General features: G+C 66.8%; 18 protein-coding genes. 8 read left to right on the forward strand and 10 right to left on the reverse strand.

Going from position 1 to position 23844, the window contains the following annotated elements; translation table 11 throughout:
• Positions 1-2: 2 nt before the first annotated feature.
• The 3 genes from Verru16B_RS03640 (at position 3) to Verru16B_RS03650 (ending at position 6893) form a co-directional block, all read left to right on the forward strand.
• Positions 3-3095 carry an efflux RND transporter permease subunit gene (locus Verru16B_RS03640; protein WP_069961011.1) on the forward strand — a complete coding sequence of 1031 codons (3093 nt, stop codon included), beginning with the start codon at positions 3-5 and terminating at the stop codon, positions 3093-3095.
• A 113-nt stretch (positions 3096-3208) separates the two neighbouring features.
• Positions 3209-5668: a TonB-dependent siderophore receptor gene (locus Verru16B_RS03645; protein WP_157772176.1), complete on the forward strand. Its 2460-nt coding sequence runs from the start codon at positions 3209-3211 to the stop codon at positions 5666-5668.
• 475 nt (positions 5669-6143) lie between these two features.
• Positions 6144-6893, forward strand: a complete 750-nt coding sequence (locus Verru16B_RS03650; RefSeq protein WP_069961013.1) for an SIMPL domain-containing protein — start codon at positions 6144-6146, stop codon at positions 6891-6893.
• Positions 6894-6917: 24 nt separating this feature from the next.
• On the opposite strand, the gene Verru16B_RS03655 is transcribed toward Verru16B_RS03650, so the two are convergent.
• Positions 6918-8105, reverse strand: coding sequence for a KamA family radical SAM protein (locus Verru16B_RS03655; RefSeq protein ID WP_069961014.1), 1188 nt, complete (start codon positions 8103-8105; stop codon positions 6918-6920).
• Positions 8106-8335: 230 nt separating this feature from the next.
• Here Verru16B_RS03655 and Verru16B_RS03660 point away from each other — a divergent pair, with 230 nt between their 5' ends.
• The 4 genes from Verru16B_RS03660 (at position 8336) to Verru16B_RS03675 (ending at position 16072) form a co-directional block, all read left to right on the forward strand.
• Complete coding sequence (locus tag Verru16B_RS03660; protein ID WP_083270074.1) at positions 8336-11008, forward strand: response regulator; 2673 nt, start codon at positions 8336-8338, stop codon at positions 11006-11008.
• Positions 11009-11088: 80 nt separating this feature from the next.
• Positions 11089-12261, forward strand: a complete 1173-nt coding sequence (gene carA, locus Verru16B_RS03665) for a glutamine-hydrolyzing carbamoyl-phosphate synthase small subunit (RefSeq protein WP_069961016.1) — start codon at positions 11089-11091, stop codon at positions 12259-12261.
• Between the two features lie 213 nt (positions 12262-12474).
• Positions 12475-14400 carry a methyl-accepting chemotaxis protein gene (locus tag Verru16B_RS03670; RefSeq protein ID WP_069961017.1) on the forward strand — a complete coding sequence of 642 codons (1926 nt, stop codon included), beginning with the start codon at positions 12475-12477 and terminating at the stop codon, positions 14398-14400.
• Between the two features lie 136 nt (positions 14401-14536).
• Complete coding sequence (locus tag Verru16B_RS03675; protein ID WP_157772178.1) at positions 14537-16072, forward strand: hypothetical protein; 1536 nt, start codon at positions 14537-14539, stop codon at positions 16070-16072.
• A gap of 34 nt (positions 16073-16106) precedes the next feature.
• Here Verru16B_RS03675 and kdsB read toward each other — a convergent pair whose 3' ends face one another.
• Positions 16107-16856, reverse strand: coding sequence for a 3-deoxy-manno-octulosonate cytidylyltransferase (kdsB, locus tag Verru16B_RS03680; protein WP_069961019.1), 750 nt, complete (start codon positions 16854-16856; stop codon positions 16107-16109).
• 80 nt (positions 16857-16936) lie between these two features.
• On the opposite strand from kdsB, the gene Verru16B_RS03685 reads away from it, so the two are divergent.
• Positions 16937-17233 (forward strand): HPr family phosphocarrier protein, encoded by a 297-nt coding sequence (locus Verru16B_RS03685; protein WP_069961020.1) that lies wholly within the window; start codon positions 16937-16939, stop codon positions 17231-17233.
• Positions 17234-17341: 108 nt separating this feature from the next.
• Here Verru16B_RS03685 and Verru16B_RS03690 read toward each other — a convergent pair whose 3' ends face one another.
• The 8 genes from Verru16B_RS03690 to Verru16B_RS03725 all read right to left on the reverse strand — a co-directional run bounded on the left by Verru16B_RS03690 (position 17342) and on the right by Verru16B_RS03725 (position 23800).
• A complete protein-coding gene (locus tag Verru16B_RS03690) occupies positions 17342-18136 on the reverse strand; it encodes a TatD family hydrolase (RefSeq protein WP_069961021.1) in 795 nt (264 codons plus the stop codon).
• Positions 18137-18270: 134 nt separating this feature from the next.
• The gene (locus Verru16B_RS03695; RefSeq protein ID WP_069961022.1) at positions 18271-19212 is read right to left on the reverse strand and encodes a DUF4097 family beta strand repeat-containing protein; all 942 of its coding nucleotides are present in this window, start codon (positions 19210-19212) and stop codon (positions 18271-18273) included.
• 59 nt (positions 19213-19271) lie between these two features.
• On the reverse strand, positions 19272-19811 hold the full coding sequence (locus tag Verru16B_RS03700; RefSeq protein WP_069961023.1) for a hypothetical protein: 540 nt from the start codon (positions 19809-19811) through the stop codon (positions 19272-19274).
• Positions 19808-20173: an ArsC/Spx/MgsR family protein gene (locus Verru16B_RS03705; RefSeq protein ID WP_083270076.1), complete on the reverse strand. Its 366-nt coding sequence runs from the start codon at positions 20171-20173 to the stop codon at positions 19808-19810. Before Verru16B_RS03705 ends, Verru16B_RS03700 begins: the two co-directional genes overlap by 4 nt.
• Positions 20170-20976 carry a dienelactone hydrolase family protein gene (locus Verru16B_RS03710; RefSeq protein WP_069961024.1) on the reverse strand — a complete coding sequence of 269 codons (807 nt, stop codon included), beginning with the start codon at positions 20974-20976 and terminating at the stop codon, positions 20170-20172. Before Verru16B_RS03710 ends, Verru16B_RS03705 begins: the two co-directional genes overlap by 4 nt.
• Positions 20977-21018: 42 nt before the next feature.
• Entirely contained in the window at positions 21019-22827 is a 1809-nt protein-coding gene (locus tag Verru16B_RS03715) for an ATP-binding protein (protein WP_069961025.1), read from the reverse strand.
• A 68-nt stretch (positions 22828-22895) separates the two neighbouring features.
• Positions 22896-23360 (reverse strand): hypothetical protein, encoded by a 465-nt coding sequence (locus Verru16B_RS03720; protein ID WP_069961026.1) that lies wholly within the window; start codon positions 23358-23360, stop codon positions 22896-22898.
• On the reverse strand, positions 23357-23800 hold the full coding sequence (locus Verru16B_RS03725; protein WP_083270078.1) for a CBS domain-containing protein: 444 nt from the start codon (positions 23798-23800) through the stop codon (positions 23357-23359). Before Verru16B_RS03725 ends, Verru16B_RS03720 begins: the two co-directional genes overlap by 4 nt.
• Positions 23801-23844: the final 44 nt, after the last annotated feature.

The raw sequence follows: 23844 nt of genomic DNA on the forward strand, positions 1-23844 counted from the left end.
CGATGAACTTCACCGAGATCTTCATCCGGCGGCCGATTCTCGCGACCGTCCTCAACCTCTTCCTGCTCATCGCGGGCTGGCAGGCGATTTCGGCCCTGGTCGTCCGCCAGTACCCCTACACCAGCAACGCCGTCGTCACGGTCAGCGTCGCCTACCCCGGGGCCAACGCCGACCTCGTGCGCGGCTTCGTCACCACGCCGCTCGAGCGCGAAATCTCCTCCGCCGACGGCATCGACTACGTCGAGTCCATCAGCCGCCAGAACAGCGCCACGATTTCCGCCCGCCTGCGCCTCAACTACGACCCCAACGACGCGCTCACGCAGATCACCGCCAAGGTCAACCGCGTGAAGGGCGAGCTCCCCGCCGGCGCCGAGGACCCCGTCTTCGATGTCGCCGTCGGCGAGACCACGCCCTCCGCCTTCCTCGGCTTCAGCAGCGAGACGATGCAGAGCAACCAGATCACCGACTACCTCACGCGGGTCGTCCAGCCCAAGCTCTCCACCGTGCCCGGCGTGCAGAAGGCCGACATCCTCGGCGGCCGCGTCTTCGCCATGCGCATCTGGCTCAAGCCCGAGCGCATGGCCGCCCTCGGCCTCGGCGCCGCCCAGGTCCGCGCCGCCCTCGCCGCCCAGAACTACCTCTCCGCCGTCGGCCAGACCAAGGGCTCCATGCTCACGGTCAACCTCACCGCCCAGACCGACCTGCGCTCGGTCGAGGGTTTCCGCGACATCATCATCCGCGAGAACGACGGCGAGATCGTGCGCCTGCGCGACATCGCCGACGTGGTGCTCGGCGCCGAGAACTACGACTCGCAGGTCAGCTTCTCGGGCGTGAACGGCGTCTTCATCGGCATCTCCGCCCTGCCGACCGCCAACGCCATCGACGTCATCAAGGGCATCCGCGCCGCCCTGCCCGAGATCCAGGCGCAGCTCCCCCCCGGCCTCGAGGGCAAGATCGTCGCCGACTTCACCGAGTTCATCAACGACTCCATCTCCGAGGTGATGAAGACCCTCATCGAGGCCATGGTGATCGTCATCATCGTCATCTACCTCTTCCTCGGTTCGTTCCGCTCGGTCTTCATCCCGATCGTCGCCATCCCGCTCTCCCTGGTCGGCGCCTGCGCGCTGATGCTCGCCCTCGGCTTTTCCATCAACCTGCTGACGCTCCTCGCCATGGTGCTCGCCATCGGCCTGGTCGTCGACGACGCCATCGTGGTGGTGGAAAACATCCACCGCCACATCGAGGAGGGCCTGACACCGGTCGCCGCCGCCCTCCGGGGCGCGCACGAGCTGGTCGGGCCCATCATCGCGATGACCATCACCCTCGCAGCCGTCTATGCGCCCGTGGGTTTTCAGACCGGCCTGACCGGCGCGCTCTTCCGGGAGTTCGCCTTCACCCTCGCCGGTTCCGTCATCATCTCCGGCTTCGTGGCGCTCACGCTCTCGCCCATGATGTGTTCGCGCATCCTGCGCCACAACCCGAACCCCCGTGGCTTCGAGGCTTTCCTCAACCGCACCTTCGACCGCCTGCAGTCTGCCTACGAGCGGTTCCTCCATGGCGCGCTCAACACCCGCGCGGCCATCTTCCTCGTCGCCGCGCTCGTCTTCGCCTCGATCATTCCCTTCTTTCTCCTGACCAAGAGCGAGCTGGCACCGTCGGAGGACAGCGGCGTCGTGCTCATGAGCCTGGAGGCCGCGCCCACCGCCACGGTCGAGCAGACCCTCCTGTACAGCCGGGAGGTGGTGAAGCTGATCCGGGAAGAGTATCCCGCGGAAACCGCCGAGACCTTTGTCATCGTCGGCCGCGGCGGCGGGCCCAACGGCGCCTTCATCGGCTGGCGCCTCAAGCCGTGGAGCCAGCGCACCCGCAGCGCCCAGGTCCTCCAGCAGGAAATCCAGGGCAAGCTCGGCCGCATCGCCGGCGCCCGCATCTCGACGTTCCTGCGCCCGTCCCTGCCGGGCTCGGCCGGCGGCCTCCCGGTGCAGCTCGTCATCGGCTCGACGGAAACCCACCCGCGCGTCGCCGAGATCTCGGGCGAGCTGCTCCAGCGCGCCATGCGCAGCGGCCTGTTTGTCTTCGGTGACACGAACCTGAAGTTCGACCAGCCGCAGGTGAACCTGACGATCGACCGCGAGAAGGCGGCCGCCCTCGGCATCACCATGCAGCAGCTCGGCGCCGACCTCGGCTCCATGCTCGGCGGCGGCTACGTGAACCGTTTCGCCATCGAGGGCCGCGCCTACCGGGTCGTGCCGCAGGTGACCCGCCTGGCCCGCCTCAACCCCGACCAGCTCGGCGACTTCTATATTTCCACGAGCAAGGGCGAACTGGTGCCGCTCGCCAGCATCGCCACGCCCGAAAGCGTCGTGCAGCCGCGCGAGCTGCGCCGCTTCCAGCAGCTCAACAGCGCCACGCTCTCCTTTGCCCCCGCCCCCGGCGTCGCCCAGGGCGAGGCGCTCGACTGGCTGCGCGCCGAGGCCGCCACGTTCTTCCCGCAGGGTTTCACCATCGACTACAACGGCGATTCCCGCGTCTTCATGCAGGAGGGCAGCTCGCTGCTGGCGACCTTCGTCCTCGCCGTCATCGTGATCTTCCTCGTGCTCGCCGCGCAGTACGAGAGCTGGCGCGATCCCTTCATCATCATGATGTCGGTGCCGCTCTCGATCGCCGGCGCCATGGTGTTCCTGTTCTTCGGCCTCGCCACGCTGAACATCTACACGCAGGTCGGCCTCATCACCCTCGTCGGCCTCATCACCAAGCACGGCATCCTGATCGTCGAGTTCGCCAACAAGCTCCAGGCGGAACAGGGCCTCACGATCCGCCAGGCCGCCGAGCACGCCGCCGCCGTGCGCCTGCGTCCGATTCTCATGACCACCGCCGCGATGGTCCTGGGCGTGCTGCCCCTGCTCCGCGCCACCGGCGCCGGCGCTGAGAGCCGCTTCAGCATCGGCCTGGTCATCGCCACCGGCATGAGCATCGGCACGCTCTTCACCCTCTTCGTGGTCCCGGCTTTTTACACCTTGCTGGCCCAGGACCGGCGCCAGGCGGCGGCGGCCGGGTTGCAGCCGGCCCCAACCCCTGTGCCCCATCACGCCTGAGTGGGTCCTCTGATGGAAACCAAGCCGGCCCGCCGGTCTGGTTTATATCATACACTCCGTCCAGTTGTGCATGGACAAGCCCCGGGGTGCGTGGCGAGATGCGCCTTTTCCTGATGAGGACCTCCGCTTCCACGCTCCTGACCGGCGCCCTGCTGCTGGCGGCCCCCGCCGCCGCGCAGACGAACCCGCCCGCGGGCGGCGAGGTCACCGTGTTGGAGAAATTCATCATCACCGAGAGCGCCGCGTATCGCGCCGGCGAAGTGCTGCCCACGTCGCGCCCGGTGGACTCGGTGTTCGGCCCCGGGCTCTCCGTGCTCGACCTGCCGCGCTCGGTGACCGTGCTCACGCCCGAGCTGATGCGCCGCTTCGACCTGCAGGGCCTCGGTGATCTCGGCCGCATCGGGGCGGGCACGCAGACGGCGAATTATTTCGGCATCGCCGGCACGCCGTACCTGCGTGGCGTCAAGGCCAGCGTGTTCTTCAACGGCATGGCGCGCGCCTACCAGCGCAACGAGATGCCGGTATCCTTCGGTTCGCTCGAGGCGCTGGACCTGGTGAAGGGCCCCGCGCCATCACACCTCGGCCCGGTGCCCGAGGGCGGCTACGCCAACTTCATCCCGAAGACGCCCTACTTTGACCGCGCCCGCGGCACGCTGGCCCTGACGCTGGGCTCGCACGCGCACCGGCGCGCCCAGCTCGACTACGGCAGCCCGGTGCTGCTGGGCACCCGGCCGGCCGCCTACCGGGTCTCCCTCACGGCCCAGGATTCGGGCAGCTATTGGCGGAATGTCGGCAACGACTACGTCTCCGCCTATGGCGCGCTGAAGGTTCAGCTTACCCCGCACCTCCGCCTCTTCACCGGCGCGGAATACTACGATTTCCACAGCAACGAAAACCCGGGCTGGAACCGCGTGACGCAGGACCTCATCGACCGCGGCGAGTACCTCATCGGCGAGCCGCAGAACATTGTCAGCTCCGCCTGGGGCGGCCTCGCCGACCAGTCGCTCATCACCTTCCCCGGCGCCTTCACCGGCCAGCCCGCAAATTTCCGCGCCCTCATCCTGCCCGCGGCCACCGCCGAGGCGAGGATCGCCCCCGGCCTGCTCGCGCTCATGGAGGACCGCCGCGGCCAAGACGGCGGCTATCGCTACACCAGCGCCTACTTCGCCGCCGGCGGCGAGGCCCTGACCGAGTCGATCGACGGCGCCACTGTGCTGGCCGATCCGGATGACTACGCCGACGCCCGCGATTTCCTCTGGTTCCTCGATCTCGTCTCCACGGCGAGCGCCGACCGCACCGTGACGTGGAAATCCCTCGTGGAGAAAATCGCGACCGACAAGCACTCCAGCTACGGGTACGCGGTCGCCACCGAGCAACTGGTCATCGAGAACAAATTGCTCGTGGAGCAGCGGGAGGTCCAACCCGCCGACACCACCCTGACCTATGGCGCTTCAGTGCGCTACAGCTATGGCCGCACCCTGCAGGACTTCGCCGCCGAGCCGTTCAACCGCCGGGACATCACCCGGCCGGTGATCTCCGCCAACAGCCAGGTGCCCGCCGGCACCGACCTCGATCCCAACGGCCGCAACCTGTGGTCCACCAGCATCGGCGGCAGCACCGAATCCGACCTCTGGCAGGGCGCGCTCTTCGGTCTGGCCCGGACCAAGTGGACGGAGCAATTCGACAGCATCCTCTCCGTGCGCGCGGAATCCGTGAACTACCGCGCCGACCTGCCCAAGGCCGTCGGCCGCGCGACCCTGGCCCAGCGGCTGGCCGCCGAGCGCGAGGGGGAGAAGCACCATGGCTCCGGCTCGCTCAGCATGCTGTGGCGCGTGCGTTCCGACTCCTCGCTGTACGCCACCTACCAGCGCGGCACGGCCCTCCAGCCCGGCCAGGGTGGCACCGTGAACAGCCGGAGTAACTTCGCCTCGGCCGAGCTCAAGGAACTCGGCGCCAAGTTCGCCCGGCCCAACGGCCGTCTCTTTGCCGGTCTCGCCGCCTATGAGTGGGAGAACGCCCGCTTCAACGACCGCGAAAACCGCGCGGAGCGCCTGCGGGGCCGCGGGGTCGAATTCGAGCTCACCTGGGCACCCACCGACCGGCTCAACGTGATCGCTTCCGCCGGCTCGCAGCGCGTCTTCCGTCTTGACCCGCTCGGCTTCCGCGCCCGCTACGCCACCGCGGAACGCATCGCCCTCGAGTCCGGCTCGTTTGACGCCGGCGTCACCCCGACCCCGGCGCGCAATCCGTCGCTCGTCTACCCCGGCACCCCCGAGACCCAGGCCAAGTTGGATGTCGCCTGGCAGGTCGCGCCGGCCTGGGGGCTCTCGGTCGGCGCGGTCTGGAGCCACGCCTTCTACCACAATTTCGAGCGCACCCTGGTCCTGCCAGCCTCCGTGGTCTGGCGTGGCAGTGTGCACTGGGCGCACGGCCCCCTGGCCCTGCGCCTGGGTGTGGAGAACCTGTTCGGCGAGGACTACTTCATCGGGGCCGACCCTAACTTCTCGCACAATAACCTGGTGACGAAGGCCCCCTCGACGGAAGGCAAGTTGACGGCGACTTGGAGTTTCTAGGCGCCCGGTCGGGGACCGATCCCTGACCCCGTAAATCATGCAGGGCGCCCCGTGAGGGACGCCCTGTATGACCTAACACCAAGCAAACCGTAAGAACTACTAAGACAGACGCGGCATCGCGCGGAACGTTGAATCGATTTCAGATTATTTTCGGTGGAGGCGTGGCGGCCCCGCAGGCGACACGCGAACCCCAGAAATCATGAAGGGCGCCCCGTGAAGGACGCCCTGCATGACCTAACACCAAGCAAACCGTAAGAACTACAAACAATGTTCGTTCCGTTGAACGCGCACTGATGTCGTTAGGATAGACGCAGCTGATCCCGGAAACGTTGAATTTTTCCGCCAAGATTCTTTGTGAATAAGTATTTGGGAATTCTCTGGCGCTTAGCGCTGGGGACCAGTTGGTTACGCACGGGCAAGGTTCTGATTTCAGGGCACGATGGCGTGCCCCGCCTCGTTATAAACTTACGAAATCATGAATCCCTCGAACGTCTCCCGCCCCCATCTCTTTGGGGTGCTCGCCGGTCTCGCGCTTGCCGCCGGACTGGTTTTCACCGCCCTCGTGCTCGCCAACGCCTGGACCCGCATCGCCGAGTCCCAGGTCATCCATGTCACGGGCTCCGCCCGCAAGAATGTGCGCTCCGACCTCGTCGTCTGGCGCGCCAGCTACGCCGTCGAAGCCCCGACTCTGCTCGAAGCCCAGCAGCGGCTGCGGGCGGATCACGACAAGGTTTCCGCCTTCTTCGCCCAGCGCGAGATCAAGGGCTTCGCCGCCTCCCCGATCCATATCCGCGAACTGACCGCCCGCCAGCGCCAGGACGACGATGACACCGTGACCAGTGTGCGGGTCGGTTACCGGCTGACGCAGTCGATCGAGGTGCACTCGGCGGATGTCGAGTTGCTGCCGCGACTCGCCGGCGAATCCGGCGAGTTGTTGCAACAGGACGTGGCGTTCATGTCGGGCGAGTTTGAGTTCATCTACACCAAGGCTGGCGAGGCGAAGGTGGAAATGATGGCCGAGGCCACCAAGGACGCCCGCTCTCGCGCCGAGCAGATTGCCACGCAAGGGGGCCGTCGCATCAAGGAACTGCGCGACGCCAAAATGGGCGTCGTGCAGATCAACCCGCTCTACTCCTCCGCCACCAGCTGGGAGGGAAACAACGACACCTCGGCGCTGGAGAAGACCATCATCGCGACCGTCACCACGACATTCGCGATGAACTAAAGCCGGGCCGGCCTTTGACCGAGCCTACAGGTGGATCTCCGCCGGCATGACCACGCCGGCGGATTTTTCCGTCACCGGCTCGGCCTTGAGCGGATACCGGAATTGCTTCCCCTCAAAATTGCGGAAGACGACCTCGTCGTCGGTGATCTGCTCGACGTAGTCGGGATTGACCGGGACCTTGCCGCCGCCGCCTGGCGCATCGATCACGTATTGCGGCACCGCGTAGCCCGTGGTGTGGCCGCGCAGGGCCCGGATGATCTCGATGCCCTTGCGGACGTCGGCCTTGAAGTGCGCGCCGCCGGTGATGAGGTCCATCTGGTAGATGTAATAAGGCCGCACGCGCATGCGTAGCAGGCGGTGCACGAGCGCCTTCATGACCTCGGCGTCATCATTCACGCCCTTCAGCAGCACGCTCTGGTTGCCGAGCGGCACGCCGGCGAAGGCGAGGCGCTCGCACGCGTCCTTGAGCTCCTGCGTGGCCTCCTTGGGGTGGTTGACATGGATGCTCATCCAGATCGGGCCATGTTTCTTGAAGATCTCGGCGAGCTCCGGGGTGATGCGCTGGGGCAGGAAAACGGGGATGCGGGAACCGATGCGGATGAACTCGACGTGCTTGATCGCCCGCAGGCGGCCGAGCAGGTGCTCGAGTTTCTTGTCGGACAGCAGCAGCGGATCGCCGCCGGACAGCAGGACGTCGCGGATCTCCGGATGCGCCTCGATGTAGCGCAAGGCCTGCTCGTACTCCGGATGGAAGTTATAGTCCTGCGCGTTGCTCACCAGCCGGCTGCGCGTGCAATAGCGGCAGTAGGCGGCACAGCGGTCGGTCACGAGGAAAAGCACGCGGTCGGGATAACGGTGCACCAGGCCCGGCACGGGCGAATGCTCATCCTCGCCCAGCGAATCGAGCATCTCGCCCGATGAAATCACGCTCTCGTCGCTCCGCGGGATGACTTGCTTGCGGATCGGACAGTGCGGGTCGGTGCGGTCAATCAGGTTGAAAAAGTACGGCGTGATCGCCAACGCCAGCTTGTCCTTGGCAAAGAGGCAGCCCGCCCGCTCTTCCGGGGTCAGGGTCATGTAGCGCTCCAGGTGCTCGATGCTCGTGAGCCGGTTCTTCAACTGCCACGTCCAGTCTTGCCAGTCGGCTTCCGGTACATGGGACCAGAGTCCTTGGCCCGCGAACCAGACGGAACGATCTTCGGTATACGACATTGTGCGGTAGTGGATGTACCCGGTTGCGCGGGGCTGTCAAACGGCGGCGCGGCCCGGGCATCAGGGACCCATCGCTCCTTGTTTGTTATCTATGTCATTTCATGATAATGATATAAATGAATACCCGGCGGGGCTTTTTTGATTAAGAAACACACATTTGCAGCAAGCGCCGCGGGGATTGTGCCGATAGGGAGGGTTGATGCACCAAACCCGGGTGCCTCGACCAAGTCATGCCTCCCCTACCCCAGGCCGTCTCGGCCATCACTCCCACCTCACGAGCACCTGAACGCTTCGGACGGCTCGTGCTCGTGGCGGGCGGACTGGCCCTGATGGGGGGACTCGCCGGCCTCTGGCCGCTGCTGGCCGGCCTTTCGACCTCCGTCTCGGTGCTGGTCTTCGTCCTGGGCAGCAGCGCGGTGACGCTGGCCGCCTTGGTTTATGCCGGCTCGCTGGCCGCGGCGGACCGGCGGCGCCGGACCCAGGACAGCCGCATCCAAACCTCGCTCGTTCAGCTGAAGGCCATTTGGGACAACGCCCCCCTCAGCATCATGCTCTTCGACCCGCATGACCCGGATATCCCGATCAAGATCGTGGATTGCAACCCGCTGGCCTGCGAACTCCACGGCTATACCCGCGAGGAGCTGATCGGCCAGTCGGTGGACCTGATTGAGGCCACGCCCTGGGCCTTCCGCGCTCGGGACTCCCATATCCGTGAAATGCGCCAGACGCTGCGCGCCGAGGGCTTCGCCCAACACAAGCGCAAGGACGGAACCATCTTCGATATCGAATACTCCACGAGCCTGCTGATCATCGACGGGCGTGAATTTGTCCTCGGCATGGATCGCGATGCCACCGCCCGCAAACAGGCCGAACGCGCCCTGCGCGCGAGTGAAGAGCGTTGGCAACTTGCCGTCGCCGGCAGCAATGAGGGCGTCTGGGACTGGTCGATCGAGGCCGACACCATCTGGTTCTCGCCCCGCTGGAAGAGCCAGCTGGGTTACGCGCCCGACGAGTTGCCCTGCCGGCGCGAGGTCTGGATGGATCGCATCCACCCCGACGACCGCACCCTCGTCGAATCCGCCATCGCCAACCACCTGAGCCAGCATTCGCCCATCCTGCACTGCGAATACCGCATCGTGCACAAGGACGGTTCCTGGGTCTGGGCCCTGCTGCGCGGCAAAGCCATTTTCAGCGGCGAGGGTCAGCCCCGGCGCATGGTGGGGACGCACTCCGACATCACCCGCCAGAAGGAAGCCGAGGCCGAGTTGCGCCAGGCCAAGGAAGCCGCCGAGTCGGCGGACCGCGCCAAAAGCGAGTTCCTCGCCGTCATGAGCCACGAGATCCGCACCCCCATGAACGGCGTCCTGGGTTTCACCAACCTGCTCCAGGACACCCCGCTGAACGCCGAGCAGCGCGATTGGCTGGGCACCATCCGCGCCAGCGGCGAATCGCTGCTCACCCTGATCAACGACATCCTCGACTTCTCCAAGATCGAGTCGGGGGCCATGGAATCCGACTGCCACCCCGTGTGCGTCCGCCGGGCCGTCGAGGAGGTCCTCGACCTGCTCTGGAGCAAGGCCAACGAGAAGAAGATCGAGCTGCTCCACTGGATCGAAAGCGACGTGCCCGACTGGATCCTCACCGACGGCGTCCGGCTGCGCCAGATCCTGCTCAACTTGGTCGGCAACGCCATCAAGTTCACCCGCCAGGGCGAGGTCGAGGTGCGCCTCAGTTTTGCGCCCGGCACCGGTGGCGAACCTGCCCGCCTCGCCATCAGCGTCCGTGACACCGGCGACGGCATCCCGCCCGACCGCGTCCACCGGCTGTTCAAGCCGTTCAGCCAGGCCGATTCCTCCACCACCCGCAAATACGGCGGCAGCGGCCTGGGCCTCGCCATCAGCCGCAACCTCGCCCGGCTGCTCGGCGGCGACATCCAGCTCACCGCCTCTTCCCCCCAAGGCTCGTGCTTCACCCTCACCCTGGCCGCCACGCCCACGGCCGCCCCGACCGACGCCTTCGAGCCGCCCGAGCCCGTGGAACCCACCGTCGCCCTCGCCGGGCGCCGCGCGCTCGTGGTCGACGACAACGAGGCCAACCGGCGCATCCTCACCAGCCTCCTGCAGCGCTGGGGCGTGAGCTGCCTCAGCTTCGAGCATCCCGCCGCCGCCATCGACTACGTGCGCACGCACGATGTCTTCGACCTGGCCGTGCTCGACATGATGATGCCGGACATGAACGGCGTGGAACTGGCCGCACGCCTGCATCACCTCCCCGGCCGCAGCCAGCTGCCCCTGATCCTCCTCTCGTCCATCAGCCGGGAGGACCTGCGGCCGTTCAACCCGATGGATCATTTCAACGTGATCCTCACGAAGCCCCTCCGCCAGCAACTGCTGCTGGAGGCCCTGCACCGCTCGCTGGCCCAAACCCTCGCCCCCACGGAGACCCCGGAGCCCAAACCGGCCGAACCCGCCCGGCCCCCGTCGCAACTCGACCCGGCCCTCGGCCAGCTGGTCCCCCTCCGCATTCTCGTGGCCGAGGACAACGCCGTGAACCAAAAACTCATCCTCGGTCTCCTGCGTCGCCTCGGCTACCAACCCCAGATGGTCGGCCACGGCCTCGCCTGCCTCGAGGCCCTGCAGCGCGACCGTTACGACCTCGTGCTCATGGATTGCCAGATGCCCGAGATGGACGGCTACGAGGCGACCCGTCGCATCCGGCGCGGCGAGGCGGGCGAGGCCTATGCCGGCCTCCGCATCATCGCCCTCACCGCCGCCGCCATGGTCGGCGACCGCGAACGCTGTCTCGAAGCCGGGATGAACGACTACATCACCAAACCCATCCAGGCCACCGAGATCATCCGGGTCATCATGGCCGCCGGCACCCCCGCGCAATCCCCGTCCTGAGCCGCGTTTGCGGCACTGGACGCACTATTCCTCGGAAACCGCTTGGCAGCGGCGGGCGAACCCTTTTTCGTCCGTCCTTAATGCCTGCCGCCCAGCCCGCAATCCTCGCCCTCGAAGATGGTTCCGTGTTCCGGGGCGTCGCCTTTGGCGCCGCCACCACCATTGCCGGCGAGTGCGTGTTCAACACCTCGATGACCGGCTACCAGGAGATCGTCACCGATCCCTCCTATTTCGGCCAGATCGTCACCATGACCGCGCCGCAGATCGGCAACTACGGCATCAACGCCGAGGACGAGGAATCCTCCGCCCCCAAGTGCTCCGGCTTGGTCGTGCGCGAGATCTCCCCGGTCGTGAGCAACTGGCGCAGCACGATGTCCCTCGACGCCTATCTCCGGAAGCACGGCATCCCCGGCATCAGCGAGATCGACACCCGCGCCCTGACCAAAAAACTCCGCGTGGACGGCGCCATGAAGTGCTGCCTCTCCACCCTGCCGCTGACCGACGCCGACGCCGTGGCCCGCGCCCGCGCCTGGCACGACATGGCCGGCAGCGACTACGTGAAGGACACGACGTGCACGGCCCCTTACATCTGGGGCGCCGACGACGCCTCCCGCTTCAACACGCAGTATCTCCCGGTCGGCACCACCGGCGGGGCGACCCTGATGCCGGCGAAGAAGTTCAAGGTCGCCGCCTTCGACTACGGCGCGAAATACACCATTTTCCGCAAGCTCGTGCGCCACGGCTTCGAGGTGCACGTCTTCCCCGCCACCGCCACGCACGAGCAGGTGCGGGAGGCCGGCGTCGACTGCCTGTTCCTCTCGAACGGCCCCGGCGACCCGTCCGCCCTGCCCTACATCCACCAGACCGTCACCGCGCTGCTGCCCGACTACCCGACCTTCGGCATCTGCCTCGGCCACCAGATGGTCACGCACGCCCTCGGCGGCCGCACCTTCAAGCTCAAGTTCGGCCACCGCGGCGGCAACCAGCCCGTCAAGAACCTCGAGACCGGCAAGGTCTCGATCACCGCGCAGAACCACGGCTTCGCCACCGACCCCGCCTCCCTCGAGGCACGGGGCGCCATGGTCACGGAAATCAATCTCAACGACCAGACCGTCGAGGGCCTGCGCCACAAGGAACTCCCCGTGTTCTCCGTGCAGTATCACCCCGAGGCCGCCCCCGGCCCGAACGACGCCGATCCGCTCTTTGAGGACTTCTATCGCCTCGTCGAGAAGCGGAAAGCCGGGAAGATTTAACCTTGGTAAACGGACCGGCCCTTGGCCGGGTCCAGACGCAGGTGGCCGGCCCGTGGCCTGCCTTATTTCACTATCGGCCAGCACCTTAATGGATCGCGCCGTCCATGGGCACCACGCACCGGGCCGGACAACCGCCGCCATGACGGCTAACAGGCGGAAAATCTCTGCTCAATGAGCGGGGCAATCGGCCGATCCATGCCGGTTCCACTCCGTATGAAATTCTCCGGTCTCAAAGCCCGCATGATCCTGCTCATCGGCTCCGTCGTCGTGCTCGGCCTCGGTCTGACGATCGGCATCATCACCTACCGCAACAACCATGCGGCCAGCGCCCAGGGCATCGCCGAGGCCCAAGCCCTCGCGCAACACGAGGCCGCCGACGTTGAGGCCTTCCTCAACCGCAGCTTCGAGACCGCCCGCACCCTGGCCACCACCTACGCCGGCTTGCAATCCGGCGAAACCGCCCTGGATCGCGAGGCGGCCTCCCTCGTGCTTTTGCAGATCCTCACCCAGAATCCCGAATACTTTGCCGTCTGGACCTGCTGGGAACCCAACGCCTTCGACCAGCGTGACGAGGATTTCGCCGGCAAGCGCAACCACGACCAGACCGGCCGCTTCATTCCTTACTGGTTCCGCAAGGACGGCATCATCGCCAGCGAGGCCCTGAAGGACTACGTGGAGGGCGCCCCGAACAGCGACTTCTATCAGATCGCCCGCCAAACCCGCCGCGAGGTGATCATGGAACCCTATCGCTACGAGGCGGGGGGCAAGCACGTCCTCATGACCAGTCTCGTGGTGCCGATCATCATTGAGGACAAATTCGTCGGCGTGACCGGCATCGATATCGACCTCGCCGTGATCTCCACCCGCCAGAGCGCCAAGAAGATCATGGGCACCGGCTACGCCGCGACCTTTTCCCACGGCGGCCTCTATGTCTCCCACCCCAAGACCGAGCGCCTCGGCGATCCTGGCGTGAAACATGATCCTTGGTTGGAAGCCAAACTACCCGAACTGGCCGCCGGCCGCGAGTTCATCGTCAGCACCTTTTCCCGCACGCTCAACGACACGGTGTTCCGCATCGCCGCCCCCATCGAGATCAGCCACACCGGCACGCCGTGGTCCGTGATCATCTCCATTCAGGAGGGCACGGTGCTCGCCACCACCCGCTCGCTGCGCAACACCTCCCTCACGGTCGGCGCGATCACGCTGCTCGCCGTGCTCGGCGTCGTCCTGTTCGTGGCCACGCGCATCGCCCAGCCGGTCCGCGGCATGTCCGAGGACCTGCAGGCCGGCGCCCTCCAGGCCACCAGCGCCTCCGCGGAGATCGCCCGCGCCAGCCAGACACTCGCCGCCACTTCCAGTCAGCAAGCCGCCGCCCTCGAGGAGACCAGCGCCTCGCTCGAGGAACTGGCCAGCATGACCCAGCGCAATTCCGAGGGCGCGCACCACGCCCGCACGCTCGCCGATGCCACCCGCACCTCCGCCGAGACCGGCGGCAACCAGATGAAGGACATGGTGCAGGCCATGAACTCCATCAAGGCCTCGAGCGACAGCGTCGCGAAGATCATCAAGACCATCGACGAGATCGCCTTTCAAACCAACATCCTCGCCCTCAACGCCGCCGTCGAGGCCGCCCGCGCCGGCGAGTCCGGAGCCGGCTTCGCCGTCGTCGCCGAGGAGGTCCGCGCCCTCGCCCAGCGCTCCGCCACCGCCGCCCGCGAGACCACCGATCAGATTTCCGCCTCGCTCCAGCGCACCAACCATGGCGTCGCCATTTGCAGCCAGGTCGCCGGCAGCTTCGACGACATCCTCGGCAAGAGCCGCGAGCTCAACACCCTCGTCGCTGAGATCGCCACCGCCAGCGAGGAACAGACCACCGGCATCGGCCAGATCAAGCACGCCGTTTCCCAGATGGACAAGACCACGCAGTCCACCGCCGGCCAGTCCGAGGAAACCGCCGCCGCCGCCGAGGAACTCTCCGCTCAGGCCGTGGAATTGCAGAGTATCGCCACCCGGTTGTTTGTCCTCGTCGAGGGCGCCGCGGCCAAGCCGGCCGCCGAATCCACCTCCGGCACCCCGTCCAGCCCGCCTGCTCCAGGCCGTAACGCAGAGCTCAGGCAACCCGAGTTGGTCCGCGCCTGAGCCGGGGCCCCGTGCATCCCGTCCCGGCTGGGCCGGGCAGTAGTGGCTTGCGCTCGGCGCAGGCGTTGGTGATCAACCGGGTCATGCAAAAGGGCCTGTCCGGATCGAGCGGAGCTTACACCGTGAACGACCACGCGTGCCTTCAACCCGCGACCGTATCTTTGTCCACCCGGACGGCATCGGCGAGCTCAGGACGCCGGGTGGTTCTTTTCCGCTCCTGATGCGCGCCACCCTCACCCGCTGGCTGGAGCGACCGGGGCTGCTGCCCGCGGTCTGCGCCCTCGGCCCGCTCCTCCTCTTCACCCCGGTCCTCGGCGGCGGTTTCTTGATCTGGGACGACAACGTCAACCTGCTGCACAATCCCGCGCTCTGGCAACCCGAGGGCGCGTGGCGCTGGATGTTCACCGATCTGGAAAGCGTGCAGCGCTACAAGCCGCTGAACTGGTTGCTGTGGCGCCTGCTCGGCGACGGCTTCGGCCTCAACCCGGTCGCCTTCCACGGCGTCAACCTGCTGCTCCATGCCGGGAATTCCGTCCTGCTGTTTTTCGTCACGATCGCCTTCCTCGACGATCGCGCCGCGACCGCACCCAGCTGGACCCGACGGGTGGCCGCGTTGATCGGGACGCTCGGGTGGGCCCTCCATCCGCTTCGGGTGGAGCCGGTGGCCTGGATTTCCGGGGCCGGATATCCACTCGCCACCTGCTTCGGCCTGCTGGCGGTGCTCGCTTTCCAGCGCCACCTGCGGGACGAGCGTGCAGGCTGGCATTGGACCGCGGTCGGCTGTTTTTTGATCTCGTTGTTGAGCTACCCGGCCACCGCTTCGCTCCCGGCGCTGTTGCTCGTCCTGTATCTTCTCTCGCGACGTCGCGCCTCGCTCCCCCGGGGAATGCAGCTGCGGGAAGCCGCCCGCCGTCTGGCACCCTATGCCCTGGCCGCTTTCCTCCTGCTGGGACTGACGCTGACCACCCGCCTGACGACCAGCGGTGAGGTGTGGAACCGTCCCGCCGACCTGGCCGAAGCCGGCCTGCCGGTTCGCCTCAGCCAGGCTTTTTCCGTCTGGGTCTGGTATGCGGAGAAAACCGTCCTGCCGTTGCACCTAGCCCCGGTCTACGTGGATTTCCGGGAGTTCTCGGCCGGCGGTTTTCGGGGTCTGGCCAGTCCGGTGATCCTTGGGCTGATCGGGTACCTGGCCTGGCGGCTGCGTCGCCGCTGGCCCGAAGCCGGGCCGCTCTGGGTGGCCTACCTGGCGTTGGCCGTCCTTGTGCTCGGGGTCACGGATCTGCCTTTCACCCCCTCGGATCGCTACACCTACGTACCGGCCCTCGCCCTGGCCCTGCTCTGCGCCAGCGGGGTGCAACGGGCGCTGCAGGCGTCACTCCGGACCACCGGGGTCGCCGCCCTCCTCCTGCTCACCGGCCTGACCCTCGCGTCCCATCGTCAACTGGCCCACTGGGCGACCCCCCGGGCTTTTTTCACCCATGCCCTCGCCCGGGTCGGGAACCATCCGGCCGGCGTCGACCTCCATTGGCGGCTGGGCCTGCATCATCTCATGGCCGACGACCCCATGGCCGCCCGCGCCGAATTTGAGGAGGTGCTTCGCCTCAATCCCCGGCACGAGGACGCCGCGCGCTACCTGCGGGTCCTGTCCGCGCGGGCAAAGCCGTCGCCCTGAAGCCTGCTCGCTTTCTGCCCGGTCCCGGACCGGGCTATGGCGCCTCGAGCGCCTGCTCGAAGCGTTTCGCATCCTCCGGCGTGTCGACGCCGATGGTCGGGTCGTCGGTGACGCCGATGGCGATCGGGTAGCCGTTTTCGAGCGCGCGGAGCTGCTCCAGCTTCTCGATCTGCTCCAGCTTGCCCGGCGCCAGGCGCACGAAGTTCTCCAGAAAATCCGCCCGGTAGGCGTAGAGGCCCAGGTGTTTGAAGCAGGGATTGGCCTGCACCCACGCATCGTCGATCGTCAGGCCCAGGTCCCGCGAATAAGGCATGCGCGACCGCGAAAAATACAGCGCCCGTCCGGTCTCGCTCATCACGACCTTGACCTGGTTGGTGTTGTAAAAATCCACGATCCGCTTGAAGGGCGTGGCCAGGGTCGCCATCGGGCAGGTGCCTTGGATGAGCCGCGCCAGGGCCTGCAACTGCGCGCCGGTCACCAAGGGCTCGTCCGCCTGCACATTCAGCACGTAACTGGCACGGACAGTGCGGTTGGCCTCCGCGAGCCGATCGGTCCCGCTTTGGTGCTTGCGATCGGTCATTATCGCCCGGAATCCCGCCCCCTCGATGCATTCGGCCAGCAACTCATGATCCACCGCAAACCACAGCGGATAGTCCGGGGCCTGGGCGGCGATGCGCTCGGCCACCCACAGCACAAGCGGTTTCCCCTTAATTGGATGCAAGAGCTTGCGCGGGAAGCGGGTGGACTCCAATCGGCACGGCACGATGATGGCGAAGGCGGGCATGCGGGGGTCTTTGTGGTTGCAAGCCGGGGCTCGACCGGCTTTTGCGTTAACCTTTAATCCGACCGTTCCACCGATCCGCAATGGAAAAGAGCACCACTCCCGCCAACCCGACCTTCACGAAGGAGCTCCTCGTGCAGAACAAGATGGGCATCCACGCCCGTCCGGCGGCCATGATCGTGCGCGTCACCAACAAATTCAAGGCGGAGGTCCACGTGGAGAAGGACGACGAACAGGTGAACGGCAAAAGCATCATGGGCCTGATGATGCTCGCCGCGGCCCGCGGCTCGACCGTCAAGTTCGTCGCCACCGGCCCCGACGCCGAGCAGATGCTGACCGACCTCGAGGCCCTCTTCGCGAAGAAATTCGACGAGGCCTGAGCCGATCCATCGCGGAAACGCGAAAGGACGGAACCCTGAATCGAGGCCGGCCATCCGCCGGCCCTTTTGCTTTTCCCTGCCTTATTTCGCTCCTCCGCGTTTCCGCGATCAGATCGCGAAGAACCGCTGCGCGTTCGCCGTCGTGACTTCTGCCAGCCGCTCCAAGCTCACGCCGAAAACCCCGGCCGCAAACTCCGCCGTGTGCCGGAGGTACGCCGGCTCGTTGGGTTTCCCCCGGTGTGGCATCGGGGTCAGGTAGGGCGCATCGGTCTCGATCATCAGCCGGTCCAGACCCTGGGCCAGGGCGGCGGCCCGCACGGCCTCCGCACTCTTGTAGGTGAGCACACCCGTGAAAGACCCGTAGCCGCCGCGCTGCACCAGCTCCGCCATCTCGGCCGGGCCCTCCGTGAAGCAGTGGAACACCACGCGGCTCCACTCCACCCCCGCCGCATCGATCATCGCCACGCACTCGGCGAAGGCCCCGCGGGAATGCACGACCAGCGGACAGCCCAATTTCTTCGCGAGGGCCAGCTGCTCGGCAAAGGCGGCTTTCTGCCAGCCGATGATCCGCTCCGCCTCCGTCGGGTTGTCTTTCGGCAGGTGAAACCGGTCCAGTCCGGTCTCGCCGAGGGCCACCGGCCGCACGCCTCCCCAAAAAGCTTCCAGCTGCCCCACCCGCGCCGCCCAGTCCTCCCCCACGCTACAAGGGTGCAACCCGACCGTATAAGCCACGGTCCCCGGATGATCCCGCGCCAGGTCCCGATAAAGCGTCCAGTCGTCCGTGTCCGTCCCGATGGTGATCATCCGGCCCACGCCCGCCGCCGCCGCGCGCTGCAACGCGGCCGGCAACTCGCCGCGCCGGACGAAGGAGTCCAGGTGGGTGTGGGTGTCGATCAGGTTCATGATTCTGCCCCAAGGTATTTCGCCCCGCGCCCCGGCACAACCCTTAGCTGCGCCCCCTCCCGCCGGAAAAGAGGAAGCCGGCGCTTTCGCGCCGGCTTCCACACACACACTGACTCTGACAAATTGGCTGGGGCTTAATTCGTGCGCACCACGATGTCGCCACCCGAGGAACGCAGCTTCAGGCGCGGGCCGCCGCCGTTCACGGCGCCGACCAGCTTGTGTTTGCCGCTGCCGCCCTGCTCGAGGGTGATGGTGAGGCCGGAGGCCTTCACGTCGCCGCCCGAGGTGCTGGCATCCAGGTGAAACCCGGCATTTTTCTGCACCGAAACCTCCACGTCGCCCCCGGAGGTGCCCAGCTCGGTGTCCTGCGTGAGCGGCTCAGTGATGACGGCACGCACATCGCCGCCTGAGGTGGAGGCGCTGATCAGACGGGCCACGGAGCGCAGCGTGATGTCACCACCGGAGGTCGAAACCTCGGTCGGGCCACCCGCCCGGTCCACGGTGATATTCCCGCCGGAGGTGTGCAGCTTGGCCCGCGCCGTGCCTTCCTTGATCGTGATGTCACCGCCGGATGTGCCGGCATCGATGTCACCGTCAATACGCTCGAAGGCCAGGTTGCCCCCGCTGGTGCGGGCCCGGACATCCCCCTGCACGCTCGCGACCGCGATGTCGCCGCCGGAGGTATTAAGAGTCAGGTTGTAGTGGCTGGGCACGGTCACCTCGAAGGAGACCGACACCGGCGGCCAGTTGCCAAACCAGCTGCCCGAAACGCGCTTTTCGTATTTGGCCTCGGCGGTCACGTCATTGCCGGACTGCGTCAGGGTCAGGGATAATTTTGCCAGGATCTCATCGGCCTCGGCCTCGGTCGAGGCGCGGATCACCTGCTTCACGAGCACCCGCACCTCCGGGATGTCCGCGGTGCGAATGGTGATATTACCACCTTGGGTGGCGGCCTTCAGCTGGCCACCCGGCTGGACGGAAAAAGTCTTTTCGACCGTGCGGATGATCTTGGCCTCAAGGAGGCCCGGCGAAACAAGGAAGAGACCGAAGGTCAGCAGGGGCAGGAAGTATTTCATGGGCGTGTGCTGCTGAAAACACGGCCAACCGGCGCGAAGTTACACGAAATTACCGGCTTTCATGCGGGCGGCGAAGTCAGGCTCACTTTCATCCGGGCCAACCGACGCAGGAGGCGTTCGTCGCTGCGCAGCGGCCACCAATCGTAGAGGTAGATCTCCAAGGGTCGCCACATCGCAACCCAGCCGACGATCTGCAAACCCATCTCCGTGAACTCATTCCAACCGGCGGGCAGCCAACGCTGGACCAGCCCGCCCAGCGCAAAACAGGCGGCCAGAAAGAGCAGCCCGATCAGCAGGTTGGCCCGGCCGCGGCGCAACAGCCGGCGTAATTCGCGCTGCTTCACATCCGCGCGGCTGGCAAAATAATGCCGGACTGCCTCCTCCGTGCCGGCCGCCCGGTCCGGGGCGGGGGGCGTCGTCAGGTGGATGACCAGCTCGAGCTCGCGCGCATGCGGCAGCTCATGCGCCCAGCCCACGATGAATTCCTCCGCATCGGCGTCGAGGTCCCGCTCAATGAACGGCGACGGATCCATCAGGTTGAACAACTGCGCCAGTTCCCGCAGCCGCACCTCGATCCGGTTGTCCGCGGCGGGTTTCATGGCTTGAGCAGTGCCGCCGCCCAGGCGGGCTCCCGGAAACCCACCAGGGCCACGCCCGCACCGAGCAGGAACGGCCGTTTGACCAGCATGCCGTTGCCGGCCAGCTGACGCAGGAAATCAGCCTCCGGCATCGTGGCCAGCTTCGCCGACAGCCCCAGGGCGCGGTACTCGATGCCGGAGCTGTTGCCGAGCCGGCGCAATTCGCCGCCCTGCCCCTGCAGCATGACCCGCAGTTCCGCGAGCGAGGGCGGAGTCGTGCGGATGTCCTTCTCGATAACCGCCAGCCCGTGGCGCTGCAGCCAGTCCCGCGCCTTCTGGCAGGTGCTGCACTTCGGATGGGCGTAAAAGGTCAGCGCGCTCACCGGCTTGCCCCGAAGATCTCATCGAAAAACTGCCGCATGTGGCCCCACGAGCGCCGGTCCGCCGCCGGGTGATAGGCGATCGGGATCCCGGCCCGGCGGGCGATTTCATCCGCCCGGGGATTCGTGAAGGCATGGACCGCGCCGGCGTAGCTGATGAATTGATAATCAAATTTCCCCTCGTTCATCGCCCGGGTGAAATTGGCCAGCTCGTCCGCGGAGATGAAGCCGTCGGCCGCCCCGTGGCACACCAGGATCTTCGCCCGGGTGGTCGCGGCGGCGCCGGCCGGGACGGGAATCAGCCCGCCGTGAAAGCTGACCACGCCGGCCAGCGGCGCCCCGGTGTAGGCGAGCGCCTGCACCGTCGAGCCGCCGAAACAGTAGCCGATCGCGGCAACGCGCGCCGCATCCACCCACCCGGTCGCGAGCAGTTGGTCCAGGCCGGCCCGGGCCCGCTCGGCCATCAGCGGCTGGCCATAAAACGGGCCCGCCAGCTCACCGGCCCGTTTCGGGTCGTCGGTCACGACCCCCGCGCCGTACATGTCGGCGGCAAAGGCCACATAGCCGAGCTGCGCCAGCTGCTCGGCGCGCTCCTTCGGGTAGGCGGTCAGGCCCCACCACTCCGGGAACACCACCACGCCCGGCGCCGGCACGCCAGGCTTCACCTGCGCGTCGTCGTACGCGAGATAACCTTCCAATTTCACGCCGGCGTGCTCGTAGGCCACGGACCGGGTGACAACTTTGGCAGACAGGGTGGCGACGGCACCGCACGCCAGAGCGAGGGCAAGCAGACGGGATGGATTCATGACCCGAGCCTACCGGGCTCCGCCCAAAAGACAACCGGCGGCTTAGGGATTTGGTTTGATCCAACGCTTGAGGCAGGTGCGCAATTCCTCCTGCCGGACCGGCTTGCCGATGAAGCCATCCATGCCGGCCTCGACGCTCGCCGCCCGGGTGTCCGCCTGCACATTGGCGGTCACGGCAATGATGGGCAGCCGCCGGCCCTCGAGCCGCTGCCGGATCCGGCGCGTGGTTTCAAACCCGTCGATGCCCGGCATCTGGATGTCCATGAGCACGGCGTCCCACGGCTCCCGCACGGCCCGTTCCACCGCCTCGGCCCCGTTGTCCACGATGTGCGGCTCCAGCCCCATGCGCCGCAGGAGCATCTCGATCACCCGCTGGTTGCCCCAGTCGTCCTCCACCACCAGCACCCGGCCCTCGAGGAGCGGCACCTTCGGCGGGGCCGCCGGCGCGGCCGGCCGGGCCGGATCCAGCGGCACGCCCAGCGGGAACTGGAGTTCGAAGAAGAATTCCGAGCCGACGCCCGGCGAGCTGCGCACGTCGATGCGGCCGCCCATGCGCTGCACCAGGCTCTGCGAGATCGCCAGCCCCAGCCCCGAGCCGCCGTAGCGCCGGTTGAGGGCGCTGTCCCCCTGGCTGAATTTCTGGAACAGCTTGCCCTTGGTCGTCTCGTTCATGCCGATGCCCGTGTCCTTGACCGTGAACCGGAGCAGGGCGACCTGGGCGTCGACCCGCACCTGATCGATGCGCAGCTCCACCTGGCCCTGCTCCGTGAACTTCACCGCGTTGCCCATCAGGTTGAGCACCACCTGCCGCAGCCGCGCGGGATCGCCGCACAGGATCCCGGGCAGGGCGGGATCGGGCCGGTAGAGAATGTCGAGCCCCTTCGATTCGCCGGGGGAGCGGTACAGCTCCACCACCTCCTCGCCCAACTCGGCGGGGGAAAAATCGGTTTCCTCGAGGTCGAACTGGCCGCTCTCCACCTTCGACAGGTCGAGGATGTCGTCGAGCAGGTGCAGGAGCTTGTTGGCCGACTTGTGCGCGATGTCGATCTGCTCGCGCTGCTCGCCGACCAGGGCGGAAAGCTCGAGCAGCTGGAGCATGCCGATGACGCCGTTCATCGGCGTGCGGATCTCGTGGCTCATGGTGGCCAGGAAGTCGGTCTTCGCCAGGTTGGCCGCCTCGGCGCGCTGCTTGGCCTCGCTGAGCGTGGTCACCAGTTCCTCGTTCTCGAAGATCAGGCGGAAAAGTTTCCGCAGGTCGAGGTAGTGCATCCGCGCGGTGTTGATCAGGAACAGCGCGTAGGTGAAGGCGCTGAACGCCAGCGTCCAGCTGCCCGCCTCCGGGTAACGGAGGACCGCGCCGATGAGCGGCAACAGGGTGATGGAGACGTAGGTGATGAACGCCGCCGGCACCGAGGCCAGCGAGCGGGCCGCGCCGGCGTTCATGCCCATGATGATGCAGGCCACCAGACAGCGGGGCAGCAGGCCTTGGGTGTTCAGGAAGAGCCACGCGGCGACGCCCCACAACAGGCCGGCGCCCACGACCCCCAGCATGAACCACACGCGCCAGAGTTTCACCTCTTCGTCCGTGCGGGTCCGCCGCATGAAAGCCCAGTTCAGGGCCACCCGCGCCAGGGTCACCACCGCGATCGCGGCCAGCCACCCGAGGGTTTTGCCCAACGAAAAATAGGTCCACACGCCCGCCACGAGGATCAGCGCCAGCGCCAGGTTGGAGAACAGGCCGAACCCGGCGGACCGGTACAACAACCGGGTCATCTCGGCCGTCACCCGCAAGTCGATGTCCGGCCGCGTCGAGCTGATCGGTCGCTTGGCGGTGGCAGGAAGCTCGGTCATGTCCCGCCAGTGTAGCCGGCGTCCCTTCGGCCCCCGCAAGGACATTATGCCCAGTGATATTCCCTAGGTCAGCGTAGCAATTCTACTACATCGCCCGGACGCAATTCCGGCACCGGGGACCCGGTCCGCGCGTCGTTCAGGCGCGTCGCGAGCACCCGGCCGGCCCGGAATATTTTCGCCGCCTTGAAACCCGCGTCCAGCCGGCTCGCCGTCAGCGCCTGCTGGAGCCGGAGGCCCTCACGCCACGGCAGCTCGTGGACCGCGCCGTTGCCCGCATCGACAAGGACCACCATGCCGGTGCGCGCCAGCTGCGCCGCCGTTTCGATCGTCAGCGCGGTCACGTCGCCCGAGGAACTCACGGCCGCCGCCGCGATCTTCCCGCCGGTGGCCACGGTGGTGGTCGTCACCTTGCCGGCGGTCTTGATCGTGGTCGCGGTGAGGGCGGTGGCCGTCGCGACGGTCGCCACGACCACCACGCACCCGCCGCCGAGCAGGGCGGCCGCCAGCAACACCAGCCCGGCGACGAACTTCACGTGCTCAGTTCGCCGGCAATATATTGCCGCAACGATTCCGCCTCGGCCCGGTGCGCGTTGGCCACCCAGCGCGACACGTCGCCGATCGAGATTAGCCCCACCAGTTCGTCTCCCTGCATCACCGGCAGATGGCGGCAGCGCTTGTCCGCGAAGATGTCCATGACCTGCTGCACCGTGGTGGCCGGCGGGATCGTGAGCACGTCCGCCGACATCACCTGGGCGATCGGCGTGGTCTTGGGATCACAGTTGGCGGCGATCACGCGCGTCATCACATCGCGCTCCGTGAAGATGCCGGCGAGTTTGCCGCCATTCATCACGAGGACGGCGCCCACCTTGTGCTGGTTCATTTTCTGGACGGCCTCGAGGACCGTCACACTCGTCGGCACTGCGTGCAATGCCCGGCTCTTCCCTGCCAAAATTGTCGTAATGGAGGTGTTCATGGGGTAAAGGGGTAGCCCCCTTGATAACCCCGCCACCCCGGTGC

This window comes from Lacunisphaera limnophila (assembly GCF_001746835.1).
In the GTDB taxonomy this organism is placed as follows: domain Bacteria; phylum Verrucomicrobiota; class Verrucomicrobiia; order Opitutales; family Opitutaceae; genus Lacunisphaera; species Lacunisphaera limnophila.

Excerpts from the sequence above, each read along its gene's own strand:
- Verru16B_RS03645 (WP_157772176.1), top strand. The coding sequence starts at position 3,209 with ATGAGGACCTCCGCTTCCACGCTCCTGACCGGCGCCCTGCTGCTGGCG.
- Verru16B_RS03660 (WP_083270074.1), top strand. The coding sequence starts at position 8,336 with ATGCCTCCCCTACCCCAGGCCGTCTCGGCCATCACTCCCACCTCACGA.
- Verru16B_RS03655 (WP_069961014.1), bottom strand. The coding sequence starts at position 8,105 with ATGTCGTATACCGAAGATCGTTCCGTCTGGTTCGCGGGCCAAGGACTC.
- carA (WP_069961016.1), top strand. The coding sequence starts at position 11,089 with ATGCCTGCCGCCCAGCCCGCAATCCTCGCCCTCGAAGATGGTTCCGTG.
- Verru16B_RS03715 (WP_069961025.1), bottom strand. The coding sequence starts at position 22,827 with ATGACCGAGCTTCCTGCCACCGCCAAGCGACCGATCAGCTCGACGCGG.
- Verru16B_RS03650 (WP_069961013.1), top strand. The coding sequence starts at position 6,144 with ATGAATCCCTCGAACGTCTCCCGCCCCCATCTCTTTGGGGTGCTCGCC.
- Verru16B_RS03700 (WP_069961023.1), bottom strand. The coding sequence starts at position 19,811 with ATGAAACCCGCCGCGGACAACCGGATCGAGGTGCGGCTGCGGGAACTG.
- kdsB (WP_069961019.1), bottom strand. The coding sequence starts at position 16,856 with ATGCCCGCCTTCGCCATCATCGTGCCGTGCCGATTGGAGTCCACCCGC.
- Verru16B_RS03725 (WP_083270078.1), bottom strand. The coding sequence starts at position 23,800 with ATGAACACCTCCATTACGACAATTTTGGCAGGGAAGAGCCGGGCATTG.
- Verru16B_RS03670 (WP_069961017.1), top strand. The coding sequence starts at position 12,475 with ATGAAATTCTCCGGTCTCAAAGCCCGCATGATCCTGCTCATCGGCTCC.
- Verru16B_RS03640 (WP_069961011.1), top strand. The coding sequence starts at position 3 with ATGAACTTCACCGAGATCTTCATCCGGCGGCCGATTCTCGCGACCGTC.
- Verru16B_RS03690 (WP_069961021.1), bottom strand. The coding sequence starts at position 18,136 with ATGAACCTGATCGACACCCACACCCACCTGGACTCCTTCGTCCGGCGC.
- Verru16B_RS03710 (WP_069961024.1), bottom strand. The coding sequence starts at position 20,976 with ATGAATCCATCCCGTCTGCTTGCCCTCGCTCTGGCGTGCGGTGCCGTC.
- Verru16B_RS03695 (WP_069961022.1), bottom strand. The coding sequence starts at position 19,212 with ATGAAATACTTCCTGCCCCTGCTGACCTTCGGTCTCTTCCTTGTTTCG.
- Verru16B_RS03685 (WP_069961020.1), top strand. The coding sequence starts at position 16,937 with ATGGAAAAGAGCACCACTCCCGCCAACCCGACCTTCACGAAGGAGCTC.